Origin of the sequence: Nocardia sp. NPDC004151 (genome assembly GCF_042874235.1) — a bacterium.
GTDB lineage: Bacteria > Actinomycetota > Actinomycetes > Mycobacteriales > Mycobacteriaceae > Nocardia.
Genome location: NZ_JBIAMR010000002.1, coordinates 315,715 through 337,569, shown reverse-complemented (window position 1 = coordinate 337,569; position 21,855 = coordinate 315,715). Strand labels below are relative to the sequence as shown.

The 21,855-nt window shown below is 69.2% G+C and carries 19 protein-coding genes; 9 read left to right on the top strand and 10 right to left on the bottom strand.

Annotated features, from left to right (window positions below; genetic code table 11):
- Positions 1–29: 29 nt before the first annotated feature.
- Positions 30–335, top strand: coding sequence for a hypothetical protein (locus tag ACFYTS_RS05210; protein ID WP_387301477.1), 306 nt, complete (start codon positions 30–32; stop codon positions 333–335).
- A 107-nt stretch (positions 336–442) separates the two neighbouring features.
- Here ACFYTS_RS05210 and ACFYTS_RS05205 read toward each other — a convergent pair whose 3' ends face one another.
- The 4 genes from ACFYTS_RS05205 to ACFYTS_RS05190 form a co-directional block, all read right to left on the bottom strand.
- The gene (locus ACFYTS_RS05205; protein ID WP_387301474.1) at positions 443–1,057 is read right to left on the bottom strand and encodes a Uma2 family endonuclease; all 615 of its coding nucleotides are present in this window, start codon (positions 1,055–1,057) and stop codon (positions 443–445) included.
- A gap of 133 nt (positions 1,058–1,190) precedes the next feature.
- A complete protein-coding gene (ilvC, locus tag ACFYTS_RS05200; RefSeq protein ID WP_213561376.1) occupies positions 1,191–2,192 on the bottom strand; it encodes a ketol-acid reductoisomerase in 1,002 nt (333 codons plus the stop codon).
- A gap of 73 nt (positions 2,193–2,265) precedes the next feature.
- Positions 2,266–2,769, bottom strand: a complete 504-nt coding sequence (gene ilvN, locus ACFYTS_RS05195; RefSeq protein WP_040860049.1) for an acetolactate synthase small subunit — start codon at positions 2,767–2,769, stop codon at positions 2,266–2,268.
- The gene (locus ACFYTS_RS05190) at positions 2,766–4,724 is read right to left on the bottom strand and encodes an acetolactate synthase large subunit (protein WP_357279268.1); all 1,959 of its coding nucleotides are present in this window, start codon (positions 4,722–4,724) and stop codon (positions 2,766–2,768) included. The genes ilvN and ACFYTS_RS05190 overlap by 4 nt, the downstream gene beginning before the upstream one ends.
- Positions 4,725–5,042: 318 nt before the next feature.
- On the opposite strand from ACFYTS_RS05190, the gene ACFYTS_RS05185 reads away from it, so the two are divergent.
- The 3 genes from ACFYTS_RS05185 to ACFYTS_RS05175 all read left to right on the top strand — a co-directional run bounded on the left by ACFYTS_RS05185 (position 5,043) and on the right by ACFYTS_RS05175 (position 7,880).
- Positions 5,043–5,543, top strand: a complete 501-nt coding sequence (locus tag ACFYTS_RS05185) for a PH domain-containing protein (protein WP_387301471.1) — start codon at positions 5,043–5,045, stop codon at positions 5,541–5,543.
- Positions 5,544–5,701: 158 nt separating this feature from the next.
- Entirely contained in the window at positions 5,702–7,543 is a 1,842-nt protein-coding gene (ilvD, locus tag ACFYTS_RS05180; RefSeq protein WP_387301468.1) for a dihydroxy-acid dehydratase, read from the top strand.
- Positions 7,544–7,559: 16 nt separating this feature from the next.
- Entirely contained in the window at positions 7,560–7,880 is a 321-nt protein-coding gene (locus tag ACFYTS_RS05175; RefSeq protein WP_357279276.1) for a hypothetical protein, read from the top strand.
- A 152-nt stretch (positions 7,881–8,032) separates the two neighbouring features.
- Here the strand turns inward: ACFYTS_RS05175 and ACFYTS_RS05170 are convergent, their stop codons facing one another.
- Complete coding sequence (locus ACFYTS_RS05170) at positions 8,033–9,058, bottom strand: DoxX family protein (protein WP_387301466.1); 1,026 nt, start codon at positions 9,056–9,058, stop codon at positions 8,033–8,035.
- Between the two features lie 198 nt (positions 9,059–9,256).
- On the opposite strand from ACFYTS_RS05170, the gene ACFYTS_RS05165 reads away from it, so the two are divergent.
- Complete coding sequence (locus ACFYTS_RS05165) at positions 9,257–10,387, top strand: PQQ-dependent sugar dehydrogenase (RefSeq protein ID WP_387302069.1); 1,131 nt, start codon at positions 9,257–9,259, stop codon at positions 10,385–10,387.
- Between the two features lie 75 nt (positions 10,388–10,462).
- Here the strand turns inward: ACFYTS_RS05165 and ACFYTS_RS05160 are convergent, their stop codons facing one another.
- From ACFYTS_RS05160 to ACFYTS_RS05140, 5 genes are all read right to left on the bottom strand, one after another.
- Positions 10,463–11,293, bottom strand: coding sequence for a MerR family transcriptional regulator (locus tag ACFYTS_RS05160; protein ID WP_387301464.1), 831 nt, complete (start codon positions 11,291–11,293; stop codon positions 10,463–10,465).
- A gap of 292 nt (positions 11,294–11,585) precedes the next feature.
- Complete coding sequence (gatB, locus tag ACFYTS_RS05155) at positions 11,586–13,100, bottom strand: Asp-tRNA(Asn)/Glu-tRNA(Gln) amidotransferase subunit GatB (protein WP_387301461.1); 1,515 nt, start codon at positions 13,098–13,100, stop codon at positions 11,586–11,588.
- Positions 13,101–13,125: 25 nt separating this feature from the next.
- Positions 13,126–15,621 (bottom strand): FtsX-like permease family protein, encoded by a 2,496-nt coding sequence (locus ACFYTS_RS05150; RefSeq protein ID WP_387301459.1) that lies wholly within the window; start codon positions 15,619–15,621, stop codon positions 13,126–13,128.
- Positions 15,618–16,415: an ABC transporter ATP-binding protein gene (locus ACFYTS_RS05145; RefSeq protein ID WP_387301456.1), complete on the bottom strand. Its 798-nt coding sequence runs from the start codon at positions 16,413–16,415 to the stop codon at positions 15,618–15,620. The genes ACFYTS_RS05150 and ACFYTS_RS05145 overlap by 4 nt, the downstream gene beginning before the upstream one ends.
- Positions 16,416–16,455: 40 nt before the next feature.
- Complete coding sequence (locus tag ACFYTS_RS05140; protein ID WP_357279290.1) at positions 16,456–16,803, bottom strand: hypothetical protein; 348 nt, start codon at positions 16,801–16,803, stop codon at positions 16,456–16,458.
- Between the two features lie 183 nt (positions 16,804–16,986).
- Between ACFYTS_RS05140 and ACFYTS_RS05135 the strand changes: the two genes are divergently transcribed.
- From ACFYTS_RS05135 to ACFYTS_RS05120, 4 genes are read left to right on the top strand one after another with little or no spacing between them, the layout of a single operon-like run.
- Positions 16,987–18,315, top strand: coding sequence for a histidine kinase (locus ACFYTS_RS05135; protein WP_357279292.1), 1,329 nt, complete (start codon positions 16,987–16,989; stop codon positions 18,313–18,315).
- Positions 18,312–18,998, top strand: a complete 687-nt coding sequence (locus tag ACFYTS_RS05130) for a response regulator transcription factor (protein WP_357279295.1) — start codon at positions 18,312–18,314, stop codon at positions 18,996–18,998. Before ACFYTS_RS05135 ends, ACFYTS_RS05130 begins: the two co-directional genes overlap by 4 nt.
- A 58-nt stretch (positions 18,999–19,056) precedes the next feature.
- Positions 19,057–20,877: a protein kinase gene (locus ACFYTS_RS05125; RefSeq protein ID WP_387301451.1), complete on the top strand. Its 1,821-nt coding sequence runs from the start codon at positions 19,057–19,059 to the stop codon at positions 20,875–20,877.
- On the top strand, positions 20,867–21,820 hold the full coding sequence (locus ACFYTS_RS05120) for a hypothetical protein (RefSeq protein ID WP_387301449.1): 954 nt from the start codon (positions 20,867–20,869) through the stop codon (positions 21,818–21,820). The genes ACFYTS_RS05125 and ACFYTS_RS05120 overlap by 11 nt, the downstream gene beginning before the upstream one ends.
- The last annotated feature ends 35 nt before the right edge of the window (positions 21,821–21,855 follow it).

Sequence of the window (21,855 nt, the reverse complement as noted above, 5' to 3'; positions counted from 1 at the left end):
TGGAGGTTACTGGGGCACAGTTGCAAACCATGAAGCAGACATTTCTACGCCGGACGGCGGCTCGCGTGGCCGTTGCCGGTGCCATCGCTGTGATTCCGCTTGCGGCGGTGACGATTCCGGCGAGTGCCGAGGTGCCCGTCGACAACGCGCCCGCCGACGTCGTCTGGCCGCATCAGCAGAACAACCCCTGGTGGGACCGGGACCGCGGTCACGACCGCGACCGGGATCGGGACGCCTGGTGGCGCGATCGGGATCGCGACGACTGGAATCGCCCTCACCGCAACGACAACGACTGCTGGTGGCGGCACATGCTGCCACACAGTGGCAGCTGGTAAGCCCCGGGACAAAGACCCGCGCGTTCCTCCTTCACGCGCGAACAGCGATGGCCCGCCAGGAGCGATCCTGGCGGGCCATCGCCGCTTTCCTCGCACCAATTCAGGGGTCACGACGTCTGGAGCGCTTCGAATGTCACGGCCAGCGTGACGGGACGGTCGAGGATCAGGCCTGCGTGGTGGACACGATGAGGAACGTAGCGCTTACCCGACCAGTCGAGGCGGTACTCCTCGATGCGATCGATTGCTTCCCACGTCTTGTCGAGATGAATGATCAGGTAGACGGGAATTCCAGCAAGCGCGTACAACACCCGTTTGACGCCGGTATCGGTGTCGACGGTATCCCCCGAGATCACCTCGGCCGCCAGGTGGATGTGATCGCGAACCGTGTTGACGTCGTAGGGCTCACAATCGCGCACGAAGATATCGGGGTAGCGGATATTGAGACGGCGGTCGGCGCGAGTGTCCTCGGCATCCGGAAGTCGTACAGCGACATCGGAAGCCACCCGCAGACACGGGCCCGAAGGGTCGCGCGCGTCTTCGATCGCGGCGGCCAGACGCCGCACGATCCTGCTGTGCGCCTCGCTCTGTGACATGAGCCGGATCAGCCGGCCATCCACGATCTCGATGTCCCCGGCGGTCTCACTGAACCCGTCCGGTTCGGCGGCGAGAAACTCCTCGGCCGTCAGGTACCGGATGTTGTCGTCTGCGGGCGATACGGTCACCGGCACCTCTCACACGTCGGTTCAGGTCGAGGACGGGACATCGCCCATGGTAATCCGACGTGTGCCGTCGACTCTCGACACGAAACGACCCGCCGGACACCAGAGTCCGGCGGGTCGTCGAGGCCGCGAAACCTTACGCGGTTTCGGTGATCGGGCGGTCGACCCAGCTCATCAGGCTGCGCAGCTGCGCGCCGGTGACCTCGATCGGGTGCTCGGCGTTGGCCTTGCGCAGACCCTCGAGCTCCTTGTTGCCGCCCTCGACATTGGCGACCAGGCGCTTGACGAAGGTGCCGTCCTGGATGTCGGTCAGGATCGCCTTCATGCGCTCCTTGGTGCCGGCGTCGATGACGCGCGGGCCCGACAGGTAGCCACCGAACTCGGCGGTGTCGGAGACCGAGTAGTTCATGCGGGCGATGCCGCCCTCGTACATCAGGTCGACGATCAGCTTGAGCTCGTGCAGGACCTCGAAGTAGGCCATCTCCGGCGCGTAACCGGCCTCGACCATGACCTCGAAACCGGTCTTGACCAGTTCCTCGGTGCCACCGCAGAGCACGGCCTGCTCACCGAAGAGGTCGGTCTCGGTCTCTTCCTTGAAGGTGGTCTTGATGACGCCCGCTCGGGTGCCGCCGATGCCCTTGGCGTAGGACAGGGCCAGCGCCTGACCGGTGCCGGTCGGGTCCTGGTCGATGGCGATCAGGGCCGGAACGCCCTTGCCGTCGGCGAACTGGCGACGCACCAGGTGGCCGGGGCCCTTGGGGGCGACCATGCCGACGGTGACGTTGGCCGGAGCCTTGATCAGACCGAAGTGGATGTTCAGGCCGTGGCCGAAGAACAGCGCGTCGCCGTCCTTCAGGTGCGGCTCGATGTCGTTGGTGAAGATGGAGGCCTGCGCGGTGTCGGGCGCGAGGACCATGATCACGTCGGCCCACTCGGAGACCTCGGCGGGGGTGCCGACGGTCAGGCCGGCCTCTTCGGCCTTGGCACGGGACTTCGAGCCCTCCTTGAGGCCGATGCGCACGTCGACGCCGGAGTCGCGCAGGCTCAGCGAGTGGGCGTGGCCCTGGCTGCCGTAGCCGATCACGGCGACCTTCTTGCCCTGGATGATCGACAGATCGGCATCGTCGTCGTAGAACATCTCGACTGCCACAGTGGTTCCCTTCAGATTGTTTGGTTAGTGAGAAGTATCGGGCCAGCGGTTATCGCGGGCTTTATCGGGTCGCGGTGATGGACTTGGGTCCGCGGCCCACGGCGACAACACCGGACTGCACGATCTCACGGATGCCGTACGGCTCCATCATGCGCAGCAGCGCGTCCAGCTTGGAGCGGGTGCCGGTGGCCTCGATGGTCAGCGCGTCGGGCGACACGTCGATCACCTTGGCGCGGAACAGGTTCACGGCCTCGATCACCTGGGTGCGCACACTCGCGTCGGCGCGCACCTTCACCAGGATCAGTTCACGGGCGACCGAGGAATCGGTGTCCTGCTCCACGATCTTGATGACATTGACCAGCTTGTTGAGCTGCTTGGTGACCTGCTCGAGCGGCAGGTCCTCCACGGTCACCACGATGGTCATGCGCGAGATCTCCGGGATCTCGGTGCCACCGACCGCGAGCGACTGGATATTGAAGCCACGCCGGGAGAACAGCGAGGCCACGCGGGCCAGCACGCCGGGCTTGTCCTCCACCAGCACGGAGAGGGTGTGGGTGGTGGTCATTCCTCGGTCCCCTTCTGGGAGGCGCGCTCGTGGGCGGCCAGCGAAGCCTTCTCGTGCGACATGGCCTCGTGGATGACGGCCGGCTCGGAGGCCTGCTCGTCGTCGTCGAACAGCGGGCGGATGCCGCGCGCGGCCATGATCTCGTCGTTCGACGTGCCGGCGGCGACCATCGGCCACACCTGCGCGTCCTTGCCGACGATGAAGTCGATCACCACGGGACGGTCGTTGATCGACTGCGCCTCGCGGATCGCGGCCTCCACGTCCTCTTCCTTCTCCACGCGAATACCGTGGCAGCCCAGCGCTTCCGCCAGCTTCACGAAGTCGGGGATCCGCAGGGTGTGGGTGCCCAGGTCGGTGTTGGAGTAGCGCTGCTCATAGAACAGGGTCTGCCACTGGCGGACCATGCCCAGGTTGCCGTTGTTGATCAGCGCGACCTTGATCGGCACGCCCTCGACGGCACAGGTGGCCAGCTCCTGGTTGGTCATCTGGAAGCAGCCGTCACCGTCGATGGCCCAGACCTCGGAGTCCGGCATGCCCATCTTGGCGCCCATGGCCGCGGGCACCGCGTAGCCCATGGTGCCCAGACCGCCCGAGTTCAGCCAGGTGCGCGGGTTCTCGTACTTGATGAACTGCGCGGCCCACATCTGGTGCTGGCCGACGCCGGCGCAGTAGATCGCCTCGGGACCGGCCAGCTGACCCAGCTTCTCGATCACGAACTCCGGCGACAGCGAACCGTCCGACGGGGTCTTCCATCCCAGCGGGTAGGCATCGCGGATACCGCTCAGGTAGCCCCACCACTCGGTCAGGTCCAGCAGCGGGGTCTTGCCGCCGGTGGCCGGGTCGGCCTTCAGGGTCTCGATCAGCTCGGTGATGACCTCGCGGCAGTCACCCACGATCGGCACGTCGGCATGGCGGTTCTTGCCGATCTCGGCGGGGTCGATGTCGGCGTGGATCACCTTGGCGCCAACCGCGAACGAGTCCAGCTGGCCGGTGACGCGGTCGTCGAAACGCGCGCCCAGGGTGATCAGCAGGTCCGAACGCTGCAGCGCCGCAACGGCTCCCACGGTGCCGTGCATACCCGGCATACCCATGTTGAGGGTGTGGGTGTCGGGGAACGCGCCGCGCGCCATCAGGGTGGTGACGACCGGGATGCCGGTCAGCTCGGCCAGTTCCAGCAGCTCGGCCGAGGCGTCGGCCTTGATCACGCCACCGCCGACGTAGAGCACCGGAGCCTTGGACTCCATGATCATGCGGGCGGCCTCGCGGACCTGCTTGCCGTGCGGCTTGGTGACCGGACGGTAGCCGGGCAGCTTCATCTCCGGCGGCCACGAGAACGTGGTCTGCGCCTGCAGCACGTCCTTCGGGATGTCGACCAGCACCGCGCCGGGACGGCCGGTGGAGGCGATGTGGAACGCCTCGGCGATCATCCGCGGGATGTCGATCGGGTCGGTGACCAGGAAGTTGTGCTTGGTGCACGCCATGGTGATGCCGGAGATGTCGGCTTCCTGGAAGGCGTCGGTGCCGATCAGCGAACGGCCGACCTGGCCGGTGATGGCGACCAGCGGCACCGAGTCCATCTGCGCGTCCGCGATCGGGGTGACCAGGTTGGTCGCGCCCGGACCGGACGTGGCCATGCACACACCCACCTTGCCGGTGGCCTGCGCGTAGCCGGTCGCGGCATGACCCGCGCCCTGCTCGTGGCGGACCAGCACGTGGCGAACCTTCGTGGAATCGAAGAGCGGGTCGTAGACGGGAAGAATCGCACCGCCCGGAATACCGAATACCGTGTCGACGTCCAGTTCCTCGAGCGAACGGACGACCGACTGCGCGCCGGTGACCCGCTCGGGCGGGACCTGGCGGCGGTTCGGGGTCGCGGCCGGAGCCGCGGTCGGCTGAGTGGCCGAAGGCGCCGGCTTGCGGGCCGAGGGCCCGGGCCGTGCGGTAGGTGCGCTCACCGTCTTGGTTCCTTACTGCTTGTCGTTCCAGTCGTGGACTTGCCTGAACACAAAAAAGCCCCCGACAGCCATGGGCTGTTCGAGGGTGGCGCGTCGCAGCTGCGAGCTGACGTAATGGACCTACAGTCGTCGGCTCAGCGCTGGACGCGCCGGCCGATTACGAGCAACTCGATTCGATTCACGCGCTCGACGGTATGCGCGCGCTAGTCGTTCAGTCAAACAGCTGACCTATGGGGTCTCATTATGTGAGACAGTGCGGTTGTTCGGGTCCGTTCACCATGATGCGAGGATGTGGGTGTGTCCTCACAGCATCAGTCCGTGCCACCTGCTCGATCGTCCCACACGCCCGGTGCCGAATCGGACGCGGGTCGCGTGATCCGCATCCCCCGGCTCGCTCACCTCGGGGTGTTCATCCTGCTGTTCTCCGTGGCCTTCCCGTTCTTCGGGGCGCCCAAGGTGCTGTGGATCCTGTTCGCGATCCCGGCCGCGCTGGTGGTGTGGATCGAGCGGACCCGGACCACCGTCTCGGACAACGGCATCGACACCCGCACCCTGTTCGGCTCCCGGCACATCGACTGGGCCGACGTACGCGGGCTGGTCATCCCCAAGCGCGGGTACCTGCGGCTGCACCTGGCCGACGACACCGATGTGACCTTGCCCGCAGTCGGCTACAACCGGCTCGCCGACCTCGTGGACGCCTCGGGCGGGCGCATCCCGGACCCGTTCGCCCAGGAGCCGGAGGAAACCGACGAACCGGTCGAAGCGGACGAATCTCACACCGACGGCACCGAGACCGAGGGCGAATCCGGCAAGTCGTAGGCGTTTCGGGGGTGCGGAGTTTCCACCGGCGGTAATCGGGGTCATAGGCCGGGAGTAACGTTGATTCCCGCCGGAGGAACGTCGCGAGACCCGAATTCTCGTGTCGTGAGCCACCGGACAGTCGCTCAACAGCCCCCTGCGACACGAACCGAGGACCAATGCCACCGCTTCGCTCACGCACCACCACCGTCGGACGCAATGCCGCGGGCGCTCGCTCGCTCTGGCGCGCGACCGGCCTCACCGACTCCGACTTCGGGAAGCCGATCGTCGCCATCGCGAACTCCTACACCCAGTTCGTACCCGGCCACGTGCACCTGAAGGACGTCGGCGAGATCGTGGCCGAGGCGGTGCGGGCGGCCGGTGGCGTCCCGCGCGAATTCCACACCATCGCCGTCGACGACGGCATCGCCATGGGTCACGGCGGCATGCTGTACTCGCTACCCTCGCGCGAGATCATCGCCGACTCGGTGGAGTACATGGCCAACGCCCACACCGCCGACGCGCTGGTGTGCATCTCCAACTGCGACAAGATCACCCCCGGCATGCTGAACGCCGCCATGCGGCTCAACATCCCGGCCGTGTTCGTCTCCGGCGGCCCGATGGAGGCCGGCAAGGCCGTGATCGTGGACGGCGTCGCGCAGGCCCCGACCGACCTGATCACCGCTATCTCCGCCAGCGCCTCGCAGGCCGTCAGCGACGAGGGCCTCGGCGAGGTCGAGCGCTCCGCCTGCCCGACCTGCGGCTCCTGCTCGGGCATGTTCACCGCCAACTCGATGAACTGCCTCACCGAGGCGCTGGGCCTGGCGCTGCCGGGCAACGGCTCCACCCTGGCCACCCACGAGGCCCGCCGCGCGCTGTTCCAGAAGGCCGGCAAGGTCATCGTGGACATCGCCACCCGCTGGTACCGCGACGACGACGCCTCGGTGCTGCCGCGGAACGTGGCCAACGCCAAGGCCTTCCGCAACGCCATGGCGCTGGACGTGGCCATGGGCGGTTCCACCAACACCGTGCTGCACACCCTGGCCGCCGCGCAGGAGGGTGAGATCGACTTCGATCTGCAGACCATCGACGAGATCTCGCGTCGCGTGCCCTGCCTGTCGAAGGTCTCCCCCAACTCCGACTACCACATGGAGGACGTGCACCGCGCCGGCGGCATCCCGGCCATCCTCGGCGAGCTGCGCCGCGGTGGGCTGCTGGAGACCGACGTGACCACCGTGCACACCGCCTCCTTCGACGAGTGGCTCGACACCTGGGACGTGCGCTCGGGCAAGGCGTCCGACGAGGCCGTGCAGCTGTTCCACGCCGCGCCCGGCGGGGTCCGCACCACCGAGCCGTTCTCCACCGCCAACCGCTGGTCCTCGCTGGACACCGACGCCGAGGGCGGCTGCATCCGCGACGTCCCGAACGCGTACACCGTCGAGGGCGGCCTGTGCGTGCTGCGCGGCAATATCGCTCCCGACGGCGCGATCCTCAAGACGGCCGGCATCGACGAGGACCTGTTCACCTTCGAGGGCCCGGCCGTGGTGGTCGAGTCCCAGGAGGAGGCGGTCTCCAAGATCCTGGGCAAGGAGATCCAGCCCGGCGACGTCGTCGTGGTCCGCTACGAGGGTCCTCGCGGCGGTCCGGGCATGCAGGAGATGCTGCACCCCACGTCGTTCCTGAAGGGCGTGGGCCTGGGCAAGGTCTGCGCACTGATCACCGACGGCCGCTTCTCCGGCGGCACCTCGGGCCTGTCCATCGGCCACATGTCCCCGGAGGCCGCCGGCGGCGGATCCATCGGACTCATCGAGAACGGTGACCGCATCCGCATCGACGTGCACACCCGCGCGCTCGAATTGCTGGTTCCCGAGGACGTTCTCGCGGAGCGCCGCGTGAAGATGGAAGCCTCCGAGCGGCCGTGGCAGCCGGTGAACCGGGAGCGCCCGGTCACCACCGCGCTGCGCGCGTACGCCGCGCTCGCCACCTCCGCCGACAAGGGTGCCGTCCGGCGCGTGCCGTAATCGAGAAAGCAAGGGAATGACAATCGAATACATCGGCCAGGCCGAGACCGAATTCGTCGGCAAGGCCGAATCCATGCTGGCCGACTACACGGCGATGCTGCATCGCTCCGACGCCCGCAATGCCGAGGCCCGCGAATTGCTCGCCGACGCCGAGGCCCTCGCGGCCGAGGTGCGTGACCTCGACAATGCCGAGTTCATGGCGACTCCCGAGGAGCAGGTTCGGATCGGGGCGCACCGGGCGCTGCTGCAGCGCGAGATCGACGCGAAGTCGAGCCGGGTGCTCCAGCTCCACCAGGAGACCTTCCAAGAGTGGGAAGCCTGGACCGCACGCCAGTGAGGCTGGGGGGGCAAGCCCCCACACTCCTCGAGGAGATCCGCGGGGCCCCCGCCCCGCACCCCGGATACGAAGCGGCCGGGCTCGATCCAGTGGATCGAGCCCGGCCGCTTGGTTTTTCGAGCCTATGGCCACACCGTCCGCGGCCGCGGCCGCTACTTGAACGGGCCGACACCAGTGAGCGGGTTGCCGCCGTGCAGGTAGATATAGACCAGGATGGCCGTGGCCACCGCCGCGACGAACGCGGCCATAGAGCCCAGGAACGGGCGGGTGGACCAGGCGCGGTTGCGGTCGATCGAGTAGCGGCCGGGGCCGGTGAGGATGAGCGCGGTGGTGAGGCCGACCAGGATCGAGTCGATCTCGACCGAGTTGGTCTTGGCGGAGTACTGGAAACCGGGAACCATGCCCTGCTTCCACATCCACGCGTCCAGGATCACCGCGAGCAGCGCGCCCGCGGCCAGCGGCGTAGCCAGGCCGATCACGACCAGCACGCCACCGCCGAGCTCGCCCGCGATGAGCATGGGCGCGGCCAGGTCGACGTGCTTCCAGCCGCCGCCTTCCATGGAGGTCTTGATGCCGTCGAAGCCGGGTCCGTGGAACCAGCCGAAGGCCTTCTGCAGGCCGTGGTAGATGAACGTGCCGCCGACGACCAAGCGCAGCAAGAGGAGTCCGAGGTCCAGGGTGCCGCGGCGGTCGTCGCGACGGCGGCGGCCGTTGTTCTCCGGGGGCGCGGCCGGGGCCGCGGGGATGCTCGCGAAGGAGTAGGTCGGGGACGGCTCGGCGGTGCTGCTGTCGGCCGCGCCCGGGATGGCGTTGTTGACCTGCGAGTAGAGCGGGACGTCCAGATCGAGGCCGAGTTCCTCGTCGGTGCGCGGCAGATTCCGCTCGGTGCCGTGACCGACCTTCTGCGGCGCGATCTTCTCGGTCGCCAGGCCGCCGACCTGGCCGAGTTGTTCGGTGGCCTGGCCGGTCTGCTCGGTGGCCTGGCCGGTCTGCTCGGCGGCCTGACCGAGGGGGTCGGCGGGCGGCGCGATCGTCTCGGTGGCCTGCGCGCCGGACGAGGCGGCGAACTGCTCGGTCGGCGAGTCGAAGGGGCTGCGGACCGGTGCACCGGCCGGGCGCGGAGCTGCGGGCGTGGCGTCGCCCGCCGCGGCGGACGGCTCGTTCGGCTTGTTCGTCACCCGGGCCAGAGTATTAGCCGCAACCGTCCGGCACCCGGCAGAACGCGGGCGTGTCCGCTGACCGATTCACGCCAGGGTGGAGTGTTTCGCCACGGCACGCCTTTTTGCGACACCCCGTCCGAGCGGTGACAGCAGGTTTTCCGTAACGTCTCCACCATGAGTCTGGTTGCCGCTGACCGTGTCGGGGTGGGTGCACGGATGGTCCGCGCGGGCGCCGGGTGGGTCGTGCTGGGCATGACGCTCGGCGCGGTGCTGCTGTCGGGGTGCGCGCGCTTCGACGATCGCGCCTCCAGCCCGTTCACCACCGAGCCGACCTGGCAGGACGCCGAGCCCAAGACCACCACCCCCAAGACGCCGCCGAGCAATGCCAAGCGTCCGGATCTGCCGTGCGTGGATCCCGATCTGGCCGTGGTGGTCTCGTGCCTGGACACCACCGGCGGTCTGGTCGCGCTGCCCGACGGCGGCAGCGCACTGGTGGCCGAGCGCACCACGGGGCGGATCCTGAAGGTGGTCGCCACCGACGAGGGCGAGCCGCCCGCGCCGGTGGAAGTGGCGAAGGTGGAGGTCGACCCGGCCGGAGACGGCGGCGTGACCGGGCTGGCGCTGTCGCCCACCTACGGCGAGGACGGCCTGGTCTACGCGTACGTGACGACACCGAGCGACAACCGGGTGGTGCGCATCTCCACCGACGGCGGCGCGCCCAAGCCGATCCTGACCGGAATCCCGAAGGGCGCCAACGGCAATCGCGGGTCGATCGATTTCACGGCGCCCGACCGCATGCTGGTGCTCACCGGTGACGCGGGCAACCCGGCACTCGCCGGTGACACCGGCTCGCTGGCCGGGAAGCTGCTGAGCGTCAACGCCCCCGCGCCCGGTGCGGCCGCCGAGGTGATGGTGTCCGGCATCGGGGTGGCGGGCGGCGTGTGCTCGGACGGCAAGGGGTCGATCTGGATCACCGACCGCACCGCCACCGAGGACCGGCTGCAGCGGATCGGCGCCGACGGTGTGGCGGTGAAGGCGTGGACCTGGCCCGATCACCCGGGCGTCGCGGGCTGCGCGGCCGCCACGGATGCGGTCGCGATCTCCATGACCAATCAGAAGGCGCTGGCCATCGCCATGGCCGACAAGAACACCCACGCGGTGACAGCGGCGCCATCGCTGCTGGCGCAGGACAAGTACGGCCGCCTCGACGGCGCGGCGATCGGCGGCGACGGCAATATCTGGGTCGGCACCGTGAACAAGCCCGACGGCAATCCGAACCAGTACGACGATCGCGTGGTGCGGATCCCGCCGCCGAACAAGGGTGACGGCAGCAACGGTCCGGACTAGCCACAGGCTCACGCTGCGGCGCACAGCACTCGCTGTGCGCCGCTGCGCTTTCCGGCGCGGGGTCGGAATTCCGGCTCAGGCTCGAGCGGCCTGTTCGACCGGCATCTGCAGTTCGATGACCCATTCGGCGGAGGCGGGGTCGCCGGGGGCGTTGAGGTAGACCTCGCGGATGGGAGCGCAAGGGGCGTAACCGTTCTCGTCGGCCCAGCGGCCCATGGCCTCGAAGGACACGCACAGTTCCGACAGTTTGCCGCGGTGGGCGAGGGTGGCGGCCTGGGTGATCGCGGGCAGCTCGCGCAGCTCGAACGGGGTGCCGGGGGTGGCGGCGCCCGCGACCTGGTGGGCGACGTGGACGCGCAGACCCGCTTCCAGCTCTTCGTAATACACGACCGGCGCACCGGTGATGGTGAGTCCCGCCTCGGGGATCGACGTCCCCAGCCGCTGGTAGAGCCGCTCGATGATCGGGCCGACGGCGGCCTCCCCGGATTCGGCCGCCACGTCGCTCATTTCGGCGACGAGCGTGGGGGCCAGGGATTTCACGACGATTTCCTGCTCGGGCATGACGCCCTCCCTTTCGATACGCAGGAGCCTCGCCTCGACGGACTGGAGTCGCGCGGTGTCCGCGGCCACCTGATTGGCCAGCTGGGCGCGACGCAGTTGCAGCATGCCGTGCAACCGTTCCGCGGACAGCTGACCGTCGAGCATCTCGGCCACCTGTTGCAGAGTGAAGCCGAGATCCTTCAACGCGACGATGCGGTTGAGCCGGGCGAGCTGATCGGCCGCATAGAACCGATAGCCCGAGTACGGGTCGACCTCGGACGGCGGTAGCAGCCCGATCTCGTCGTAGTGGTGCAGCATTCGCACCGACACCGATCCGAACCTGGCGAAGTCTCCGATACTGAACATGACTCCTCCAGGCTCGGGCCTCACACGGTGTGAGGGTCAAGCTCATGATCACTCAGAACGCTCGGGGCGCGCGGCTGGTGCCGCGCGCCCCGAGCACGAGAGTTCGGTGGGTGGGGTCCACCCGGCGGCACGCGAAGTCACTGCGCGCCACCGATCCGAGTTCGGTGAGTGGAGTCCACCCAGCGGCACGCGAAGTCACTGCGCGCCACCGATTGTCGCCGGTCGGCCCCCAGCCGCACGTGTCGCGGTCAGCGCCGCCGACACGCAGCGGCCGATCGTGCCTGGGGCTGGATCAGCCCGCTACGCCGCAGGCGGCCAGCACGAGTTCGCGGACGCGGGCGGCGTCGGCCTGACCGCGGGTGGCCTTCATGACGTCGCCGACGACCTTGCCGGCCGCCTGGACCTTGCCGGAGCGGATCTTCTCGGCGATGTCGGGGTTGGCGGCGAGGGCCTTCTCGACCTCGGACTGCAGGGCGGAGTCGTCGGAGACCATGCCCAGGCCCTTGGTCTCGACGATCTGGGCGGGCTCGCCCTCACCGGCGAGGACGAAGTCGACGACCTGCTTGGCGACCTTGTTGTTGATGGTCTTGGCCTCGACGAGCCCGGCCACCTCGGCGACCTGCTTGGGGGTGATGGGCAGGTCCTCGAGCGAAACCTGGCTCTCCTTGGCCTTTTCGGTGAGGTAGGCGACCCACCAGGAGCGGGCGGCGTCGACCGAGGCGCCCGCGTCGACGGTCGCGATGATCAGGTCGAGCGCGCCGGCGTTGACCAGATCGCGGAACACCTCGTCGGACAGGCCCCAGTCGGACTGGATGCGGGCGCGGCGCAGCCACGGGTACTCGGGGATGGTGCCGCGCAGTTCCTCGACCCAGGCGGCGTCGGGCGCGATGGGCTCGAGGTCGGGCTCGGGGAAGTAGCGGTAGTCCTCGGCGGTCTCCTTGATGCGGCCTGACGAGGTGGTGCCGTCGGTCTCGTGGAAGTGGCGGGTCTCCATCAGGATCTCGCCGCCCGAGGACAGCACCACGGCCTGGCGACGCATCTCGAAACGCACCGCGACCTCGACGCTCTTGAGCGAGTTCACGTTCTTGGTCTCGGTGCGGGTGCCGAATTCCTTGGCGCCCTTGGGCATCAGCGACACGTTGACGTCGCAACGCATCGAGCCCTGCTCCATCTTCACGTCGGAGACCTCGAGGGACTTGAGCACCTCGCGCAGCGCGGTCACATACGCGCGCGCCACCTCGGGCGCCCGCTCGCCCGCGCCCTCGATGGGCTTGGTGACGATCTCGATGAGCGGCACGCCCGCGCGGTTGTAGTCGAGCAGCGAGTGCGAGGCGCCGTGGATGCGGCCGGTGGCGCCACCGACGTGCAGCGACTTGCCGGTGTCCTCCTCCATGTGGGCGCGCTCGATGTCGACCCGGAAGACCGAGCCGTCATCGAGGACCACGTCGAGGTAGCCGTTCTGCGCGATCGGCTCGTCGTACTGGCTGATCTGGTAGTTCTTCGGCTGGTCCGGATAGAAGTAGTTCTTGCGCGCGAACCGCCCCCACGGGGTGATGGAGCAGTTCAGCGCGAGCCCGATGCGGATCGCGGACTCGACGGCCTTCTCGTTCACCACCGGCAGCGAGCCCGGCAGGCCCAGGCACACGGGGCACACCTGGGTGTTGGGCTCGGCGCCGAATTCGGTCGGGCAGCCGCAGAACATCTTGGTCGCGGTGCCCAGCTCGACGTGTACCTCCATGCCGAGCACCGGGTCGTACCGGTCGATGACATCGGAGTAGTCCATCAAGTCCACGGTCGCTGCGCTCATGCGCTCCATCCTATTTACCCGCCGATCAGTCCACGGCGATGGCCTCCACGATGGGCATCCGGGCGGCGCGCAGGGCGGGCGGAATCGCCCCGAGCAGGGCCAGTCCGAGCGCGATGATCGCGTACGCCACCAGCAGTGGACTGGGACGATAGGCGATGTCCATGGCGATGGCGTGCCCGAGCGCGACGGTCGCCAGGTAGTGCACGCCCGACCCGATCGCCAGTCCCAGGGCCGCGCCGGTCAATCCGATGCCCGCGGCCTCGGTGAGCACGGTCCGCAGCAGGAAGCGGCGGCTGGTGCCCATGGCCCGCAGCACGCCCAGTTCGCGGTGGCGTTCCAGCACCGACAGCATGAGGGTGTTGAGCAGAGCGATGGTGGCGACCAGGACCACGATCCAGAGGATGGCGGCGCTGATCGCGGTGCCCTGCTGAACGCTCGACGAGATCGCGTCCACCGCTTGCCGTCCGGTGCTGACGTGGATGTCGGCGGGCACGGCGGCGCGGACGGCGGCCATCACCGCGGCGGGGTCCGCGCCGGGCGCGAAGTCGATGCCGACGATGGTCTCGCCGGGCCGCTGGTACCACTGCCGCATGATGTCGAGGTCGAGCACGACCACCCCGGCGATGGCGGAGAAGTACGGCACCACCCGCAGCACCTGCACCCGGTGTTCGCCGGACGGGGTGGGCAGGGTGAGTTCGGAGCCTTCCTCCACGCCGAGGGAGCGGGCCACGTCGCGGGAGATGACGATGCCCTCGCCCGCGGCCATGCGGGCCTGCTCGCTCTTGCTCACCGAGTCCAGCGCCGAGGTGCGTGCGACGCCGTCCTCGTAGCCCTGCAGCATGACGCGGCCGCGGCCCAGGGTCGCGAAAGCCATTTGCGCCGAGCCGACTCCGCCGACGCCGGGGATGGCGGCCAGCTTCGTCTTCAGGTCGGCGGGTAGCAGCGGGCCGGTGGGGAACTGCTCCATGGCGGTCGGGCTGACGAACACGTCGGTGCGGCCCAGGCCCTCGAAGCTGTCGGTGGCGGCGCTGACCATATTGCGGCTGGCATTGCCCATGGCGACGATGGCGGTGATGCCGATCATGACCGTCATGACGGTGGCCCACACCCGGCGCGGCGCGCGTTCGATGGTGGTGGCGCCCAAGGCTCCCGGTGCGCCGAAGAGTCCGGCCACCGCGGCGACGGCGCGCACGATGGGCCCGGTGGCGGCGAAGCACAGCACCACCGATCCGGCGATCGACAGCGAGATCGCGCCGATCGAGTAGCGGCCCAGATCCAGCTCGGCCACCGCGATGCCGCCGCCCACCATGACCAGGCCGAGGGCGGCGGCGGACCAGCGCAGGATCGGGCTCACCTGGTCGGCCGTGCCGACGCCGACCGGGGCCAGCGCCTCGATGGGCGCGACCTTGTACACCTGCCGCGCCGCCAGAGCCGCGGCCGCGACGCTGGCCAGCACGCAGGCCGCGATCGCCACCGGCACCGCGTACCCGGGCACCTCGTACTCGGTGCGCGATTCCACGGAGTTCACGATCGCCGCGGGCAGCTGATGGATCGCGGTGCGGCCCATGAAGATTCCGATGACCGCACCGACCAGACCGCCCACCAGGCCGAGCAGTGCCGCCTCGGTGAGCAGGTCGCGCACCATGGGCCCGCGTTTGCCGCCCATGGCCCGCAGCAGTGACAGCGTCGGACGACGTTGCGCGACCGCCATGCTCATGGCGTTGTAGATGAGGAAGGTCGACACGATCAGCGCCGCCGCCGAGGAGGCGAGGGTGGAGAAGCGCACCAGCATGATGGCGCCGCCCGCCTGCGCGGTGCGCAGGTCCGGATCGGCGACCACGGCCCGGCCCGCGACCGCCTCGGTCAGGTCCGAGCGCAGCTGTCCCGCATCGGTGTTCGGGGCGGGCACGATCTGCACCGAGTCGATGTGCCCGGCCCGGCCGGTGATCTTCTGTGCCACCGGCAGCAGCGCGAACACGATGTGACCGCCGTTGAGTTTCGCGGCGGTGGCGTCGTCGATGACGCCCGCGACCGTGGCGGTCACCGTGCCGAGCTGGAACCGCTCCCCCTCGCCGTGCCCCATGGCAGCGCCGACCAGCACGCCGTTGGGCACCGTGAGCAGCTTGCCCGCCTGGTCTTTCAGCGTGCCGCCGAGATCGCTGCCCAGCTGGGCGATGGACTGGTCGACGCCGATCAGCAACGCCCGGTCGTCGTCGGCCCCGATGGACTGCCGCAGCATCGGCGCGGCGGTCTCGACGCCGGGCACGGTCCGGATCTGTTGCAGCAGTGACTGATCGAAGCCCGCGTCGGTGATGCCGCTGACCTCGAGCGCGGCCTTGCCGCCGAGGCTGTGGGTGAGTTTGTCCACCGAGCCGGTGATGGAGCCGGAGATGCTGAAGACCGAGACCAGCAGTCCGGCGGAGACGCCCATCACCACCATGGCCATGATGGTGCGGGCCCGGTGGGCGAGCAGCTCGCCGATATTGAACAGCTTCAGGCGGTCCCAGGCGGCGCGGATCATGCGCGCACCGCCCCGGCGCCGTTGGCGGCAGCACCCTTCACGGCGGCCTCGGCACCGGTGCCGGCGGGTTCGGACGCATCGGTCTCGGGAACCGTCCGGACCTCCCCGTCATCGCCCCGCTCGACCCGGTCGATGGACCCGATCCGCCCGTCGCGCAGGTTGATCACGCGATCGCAGTACCGCACCGCCCCCATGTCGTGGGTGACCATGACCACCGAGTTCCCCGCCTCGGTGATGTCGGCCAGCAGTTGCAGGATCGAGGCCCCGGTCTTGGAGTCCAGGTTGCCGGTGGGCTCGTCAGCGAGGATGAGCGGCGGGTCCATGATCAGCGCCCGCGCCACCGCCACCCGCTGCATCTGCCCGCCGGACAGTTCCGCGGGCCGGTGGTCGGCGCGTTCGCCGAGTCCGACCAGGTCGAGCAGTTCGAGGGCGCGCGGCTTGGCCTTGCGCAGGCCGGTGCCGTCCAGCAGTTTCGGGATGGCGACGTTCTCCCACGCGGTGAGGGTGGGCAGCAGGTTGAAGAACTGGAAGATGAAACCGACCCGGTGCCGCCGGAATTCGGACTGCGCGTCGTCGTCCAGGTCGCCGATCTCCTTGTCCTGGAAGCGAATCGACCCGGAGTCCGGCGAGTCCAGCGCGCCGAGCAGGTGCAGCATGGTGCTCTTGCCGGAGCCGGAGGGCCCGATGATCGCGGTGAACTCCCCCGCCCCGATCCGCAGGCTGACGCCGTCCAGGGCGCGTACGGCCTGCTCACCCACCCGGTATTCCTTGGTGACGTCGGTCAATTCCAGCATGGTCTACCCCTCGAAGATCAGTGCCATCGGTGTGGTGCGGTCAGCCGGCCAGCGCGCGCAGGCGTGGTCGGCGGTGGTACAGGTGATCGGTGTCGTAGGCATCGAGCAGGGCGCGCAGCGCGGGCTGCTCGGCGCAGAGTTCGGCGTACGCCTCCTGCGCCAGAATGCCTTTCTCCATTGCGTTCTCGAGCTTCACGGTCAGGTGGTTCTCCCACCGGTTCCGCAGCGCCAGCAGTAGGCCGTCGGGTCCGCCGAAGAGCCGGTCCAGGTCCGGTAGATCGTGGAAGAGCCTGGGGTCCAAGGGATTCCGTGCGAAGTCGCGGCGCGCCGCCCGGTCCAGGACGGTGTGCAGAATGTCGGTGCGAGCGTGAAAATCTGCCCAGGACATGACGCCAACCTCTCGTTGAACGCCCGCTGGTGGCGGACGTGTCGGCTGTTGTCCCCAAACTACGAGCGGCCCGCCGCCCCTGTCTTCGTGCCGCGGACGCGACTTGACCTCCTACCCCGGTAGGAGACGGACCCCTGCCGCCGGACGATGTACGCCGTCTGATTCGACGGATAGCCTTGCAGAATGAACGTGACCAGCGCCACCCCCGCCGCCCTGGGGCAGGAGTTGCTGGAGGGACTGCGCCGCGTCGGCGTGGGGTTCCGGCGATTCGTACGCAATCCGTTCGCCGACTATCAGCGCTGGGTGGAGTCGACGGGGTTCGACTACCCCGCGTCGATGGCCATCCTGGTGGATTCCATGATGTGCACGGTCGCCACCGTGGCCTTCGTGCAGCGCGTGGTGGCCGGGTATTTCCCCGGCGTCGTCGCGGTGGTCGCGTTGATGCTCATCTGCGTGACCGGTCCGCCGTGCATCATCCTGGACTTCAAGCCGCGGCCCGTGCTGCTGGCCACGCTGACCGTGGCCGCCGCCGCGCTGTTCCTGACCCAGCCGGTCCCGCTGGATGTCGCGCCGCTGGTCCTGATCATCATCGCCGGGGAGATCGCGGCCATCACCGGCCCGGCGGTGAGCGTGCCGGTGGCCCTGGTCATGTTCGCCGAGCTCATGTTCTTCGAATCGATCGGGCACATCGAGGGATTCACCTGGTTCGCATTGGGCATCCTGTTCGCCTGGTTCACCGGCCAGCTGCTCAACTATCAGCGTCGCTACCTGTATCAGGAGCGCGACTACCAGGACATTCGCGCGCAGGCGGCGGCCGACGAGGAGCGCCGCCGCATCGCCCGCGAGGTGCACGACGTGATCGCGCATTCGCTGAGCATCACGCTGCTGCACGTGACGGCCGCCCGGCACGCCTTGCAGACCGATCGGGACGTGGACGAGGCGATCGACGCGCTCTCCGACGCCGAACGGCTGGGCCGTCAGGCCATGGCCGATATCCGGCGCACGGTCGGCCTGCTCGGCGACCGGCCCGCCACGCTCGCGCCGGAGCCGGATCTCGACGACATCGACGAACTGGTGTCGGACTTCGTGCGCGCCGGGGTGACGGTCGACTATCGCCTCGAGGGCGACCGGTCCGCGGTGACCGCCGGTGTGGGCCTGGCCATGTACCGGATCTGCCAGGAGTCGCTGGCCAATGTCGCCAAGCATGCCCCCGGCGAGCAGGCGCGGCTGCGAATCCAGTTGCACCCCAAGTACATCGAGGTCACCGTGACCAATACGCTGGCGTCCGGGGCGGCCTCGCGGGCGGGGAACGGCATGGGCATCTCCGGTATGCGGCAGCGGGTCGCGCCGCTGGCCGGGCGGCTCACCGCGGGACCCGACGACGACGGCTGGCGGGTGTTCGCGCACATCCCGCTGACCGGGACCGTGCCCTGCGGCTTCACCGCCGCCGACGACCACCTGCAGTCGCTACTGCAACCGCTGTTCCGCAAGACCGCCCAGGAGGGTATGTGACCGACCGCTCGGACGAGGAACTGATCGGCGTCCTCGTTGTCGACGACCAGGAACTGGTCCGTGGCGGACTGCGCCGGATCCTGCGCCGCCGAGACGGTTTCCTGGTGAGCGAATGCTCCGACGGAGACGAGGTGCCCGCCGCGGTCGCCGCCCACCGTCCCGACCTGGTCCTGATGGACCTGCGGATGAAGCGGATCGGCGGCATCGAGGCCACCCGCACCCTGCGCGCCGCCCCCGACGCGCCCCCGGTACTGGTGCTGACCACCTTCGACGACGACCAGCTGCTGTCCGGCGCGCTGCGCGCGGGCGCGGCCGGGTTCCTGCTCAAGGACTCCCCCGCCGAGGATCTGATCCGCGCGGTGCGCACGGTCGCGAGCGGCGGCTCGTGGCTGGACCCGACCGTCACCCCGCGCGTCCTGAATACCTACCGATCGGCGCGTCCCACCCCGGCGCCCGCCGGCAATCGCCTGTCCGAGCTCACGGTTCGCGAGCTCGAGGTGCTCGGACTCATCGGCAGAGGCCGGGTCAACGCGGAGATCGCGACCACACTCGGCATCTCCGAAGTAACGGTGAAGAGCCACGTGGGACATATCTTCGGGAAGCTCGGGTTACGCGACCGCTCCGCCGCCATCGTCTTTGCGTTTGACCACGGCGTAGTCGCACCGGGAGAATCCACGTCTTAGAGGGGTGGGTCGCGGGTCCTCGTCTGCTTCCCTCCCAAGAGTGTGGAGGTTTGACGGGGTGGATGCGCCATCGCGGGCCGGGAGCAGGTTCGGGCCGTACGAGTTGCGCTCGCTGCTCGGCAAGGGCGGCATGGGCGAGGTCTACGAGGCCTACGACACGTCCAAGGATCGGGTCGTCGCGCTCAAGCTGCTGCCTGCCGAGCTCGCCAAAGATCCCTCCTACCAGGAGCGTTTCCGGCGCGAGTCGCAGGCGGCGGCCCGGCTGGCGGAGCCGCACATCATCCCCATCCACGACTGGGGCGAGATCGACGGCGTCCTCTACATCGACATGCGGCTGGTGCGCGGCCGCGATCTGCGCTCGCTGCTGGACGGTTCGGGGGCGCTGCCGCCGCTGCGGGTCATCGGGATCATCGAGCAGGTGGCGGCCGCGCTGGACGCCGCGCACTACTCGGGGCTGGTGCACCGCGACGTGAAACCCGCCAACATCCTGGTCACCGATGCGGATTTCGCCTATCTCGCGGACTTCGGCATCGCGCGCGCCGAGGGTGACTCCACCATCACCATGACCGGCACGGCCGTGGGCTCCTACGCCTACATGGCCCCCGAGCGGTTCGACGCGGGCCCGGTCTCCGGCCGCGCCGACATCTACTCGCTGGGCTGCGTGCTGCACGAATGCCTCACCGGCGACAAGCCGTTCCCGGCCGACAACATGAGCGTGCTGATCCGCGCGCACCTGTCCGAGGCGCCGCCGTTGACCAGCATGCTGCGCGGCGGGATTCCGCCCGCCCTGGACGCGGTGATCGGCAAGGCGCTCGCCAAGGACCCGAACGACCGTTTCTACACCGCGGGCGAATTCGCGCGGGCCGCCCGCGCGGCGCTGGCCGGTCAGGGCCCGCCCCCGAACCTGCCGGGCGCCGGCGGCCAGGGCGCGCCGGGTCAGCCGCCGCGGCCCGGCCGGACCGTGCCGCCCGGCCCGCCCGTGGGCGCGCCCCCGACCACCGTGCTGCCGACCGGCGGTCCGGCCGGTCCGGCGACGACCATGCTGCCGGGCGGCACCCCGCCGCCCGCCCGCAATACCGATCCGACCGTGCGGCAGCCCAGTCCCGGCCGCCCGAACACCACGTCGATCCCGGCGTACATCACCGGCTCCTTCCCGGCCGCCGAGGATCCCTCGCCGTCGAGCGATCTGCCGATCATCACGCCCTCTGACCCGACCCGGGTGCGGGTCAGCGACTTCCACTACACGCCGCTGCCGCCGGATGCCCAGCAGCAGGCGGTGTGGGGTCACGCACAGGCGCAGCAGCGGGACTTCCCGTACGCGCCGGCGCCGGATCCCTCGCTGTATCCGACCTCCGAACACGCCATCGTGCAGCCCGAGCCGCGGGAGCCGGGGCGGCGGCGCAAGAGGTCGGTGGCGGCGCCGGTGTCGATCGCCGTGCTGGTGGTGGCGCTGGCCGCGATCGCCGGTGCGATCGGCTGGCAAGTCCTCGACCGCTCCGGCAACGAAACCCCCATAACGACGGCAGCACAGGGTGTTCCGGGAACCACGCCTCCGCGCTCACAGCAGACGAGCCCGGTCGCGCCCACCACGACATCCGACGCGGTCCAGCTGCCGTCGGGTGCTACGCCGTGTCCACCGACGTATGCGGCGCTGGGCGGCTTCGCCAACTCCGCGATCGGGAACACGGTCACGTCCTGTCCTTTCGCGGAGGCGGTTCGGCGGTCTTATGCCGATACGGCTACTGGCCGGCCGGGGTCGCCGGTTAGTGTGGTGGCAGTGAGTCCGGTGACGGGCCGGTCTTACACGATGAACTGCACGGCCGCAGGCAAATTGGTGACCTGCGCTGGTGGTGAGAACGCGGTGGTGTATGTCTACTGATCCGATCCCGGCCTGTTGCAAGGGTTTTGTGCGCGGGCTGGCGGTGGCGGCCGTCCTGGCCGTGTCCGGGTGTGGTGTGAATGTCGGTGCGGTGCACCATTCTTCGGCGCAGGCGGATGAGATCAAGCCGGTCGGCGACAGCTCGAAGCTGCAGTCCCCGCCCTTGATCGCGCCCGAATTGCCTGAACTGTACGGTTTGCCGAAAACCCTTGCGTTCGCGGCGGATTTCGCCGAGCTGAAGGCCGGACTGGAGGGCCGGATCGGCCTCGCGGTGATGCCGGTCGGCGGCGGCGACATGACCCAGCTGGGCGACTGGACCACCGGAATCGCCTGGTCCACCATCAAGGTGCCGCTGGCCCTGGCCGCACTGCGCCACGATCCCACCGGCATGCGCTCCACCGCCGAGGCCGCCATCACCTTCTCCGACAACGATGCGGCGCAGACGCTGTGGAACTCGCTGGGCACCGGCAGCGAGGCCGCCGAGGCGGTCGAGTCCATCCTGCGCGAGGCCGGCGATGTCGCCACCGATGTCGCCGCCCGCCACACCAAGCTGGCCGCACTCGAATCCGACGATCTGCTCGCCTTCGGCGCGACCGACTGGTCGCTGGCCGACCAGGTGCACTTCGCCTCCCGGCTGCCCTGCCTGCCGCGCGCCAATTCCGTTGTCTCGCTGATGAGTGAGATCACCCCCAGCCAGAGCTGGGGCCTGGGTCGGCTGATCGGCGCGGAATTCAAGGGCGGGTGGGGTCCCGACGACGACACCGGCAAATACACCGTCCGCCAGTTCGGCCTCGTCCCGACGCTGAACGGACCGGTGGCGGTGGCGCTGGCGGCCGAACCCGACTCGGGCAGTTTCGATGACGCCACCGACATGATGGACAAGCTGGCGCTGCTGGTCGGCGACCACCTGCCCGACCTACGCGGCGGACTCTGCTCGCGCTGACCCGTTTGCGCTCGCCCTGGCCCTTTTCGGCCGCG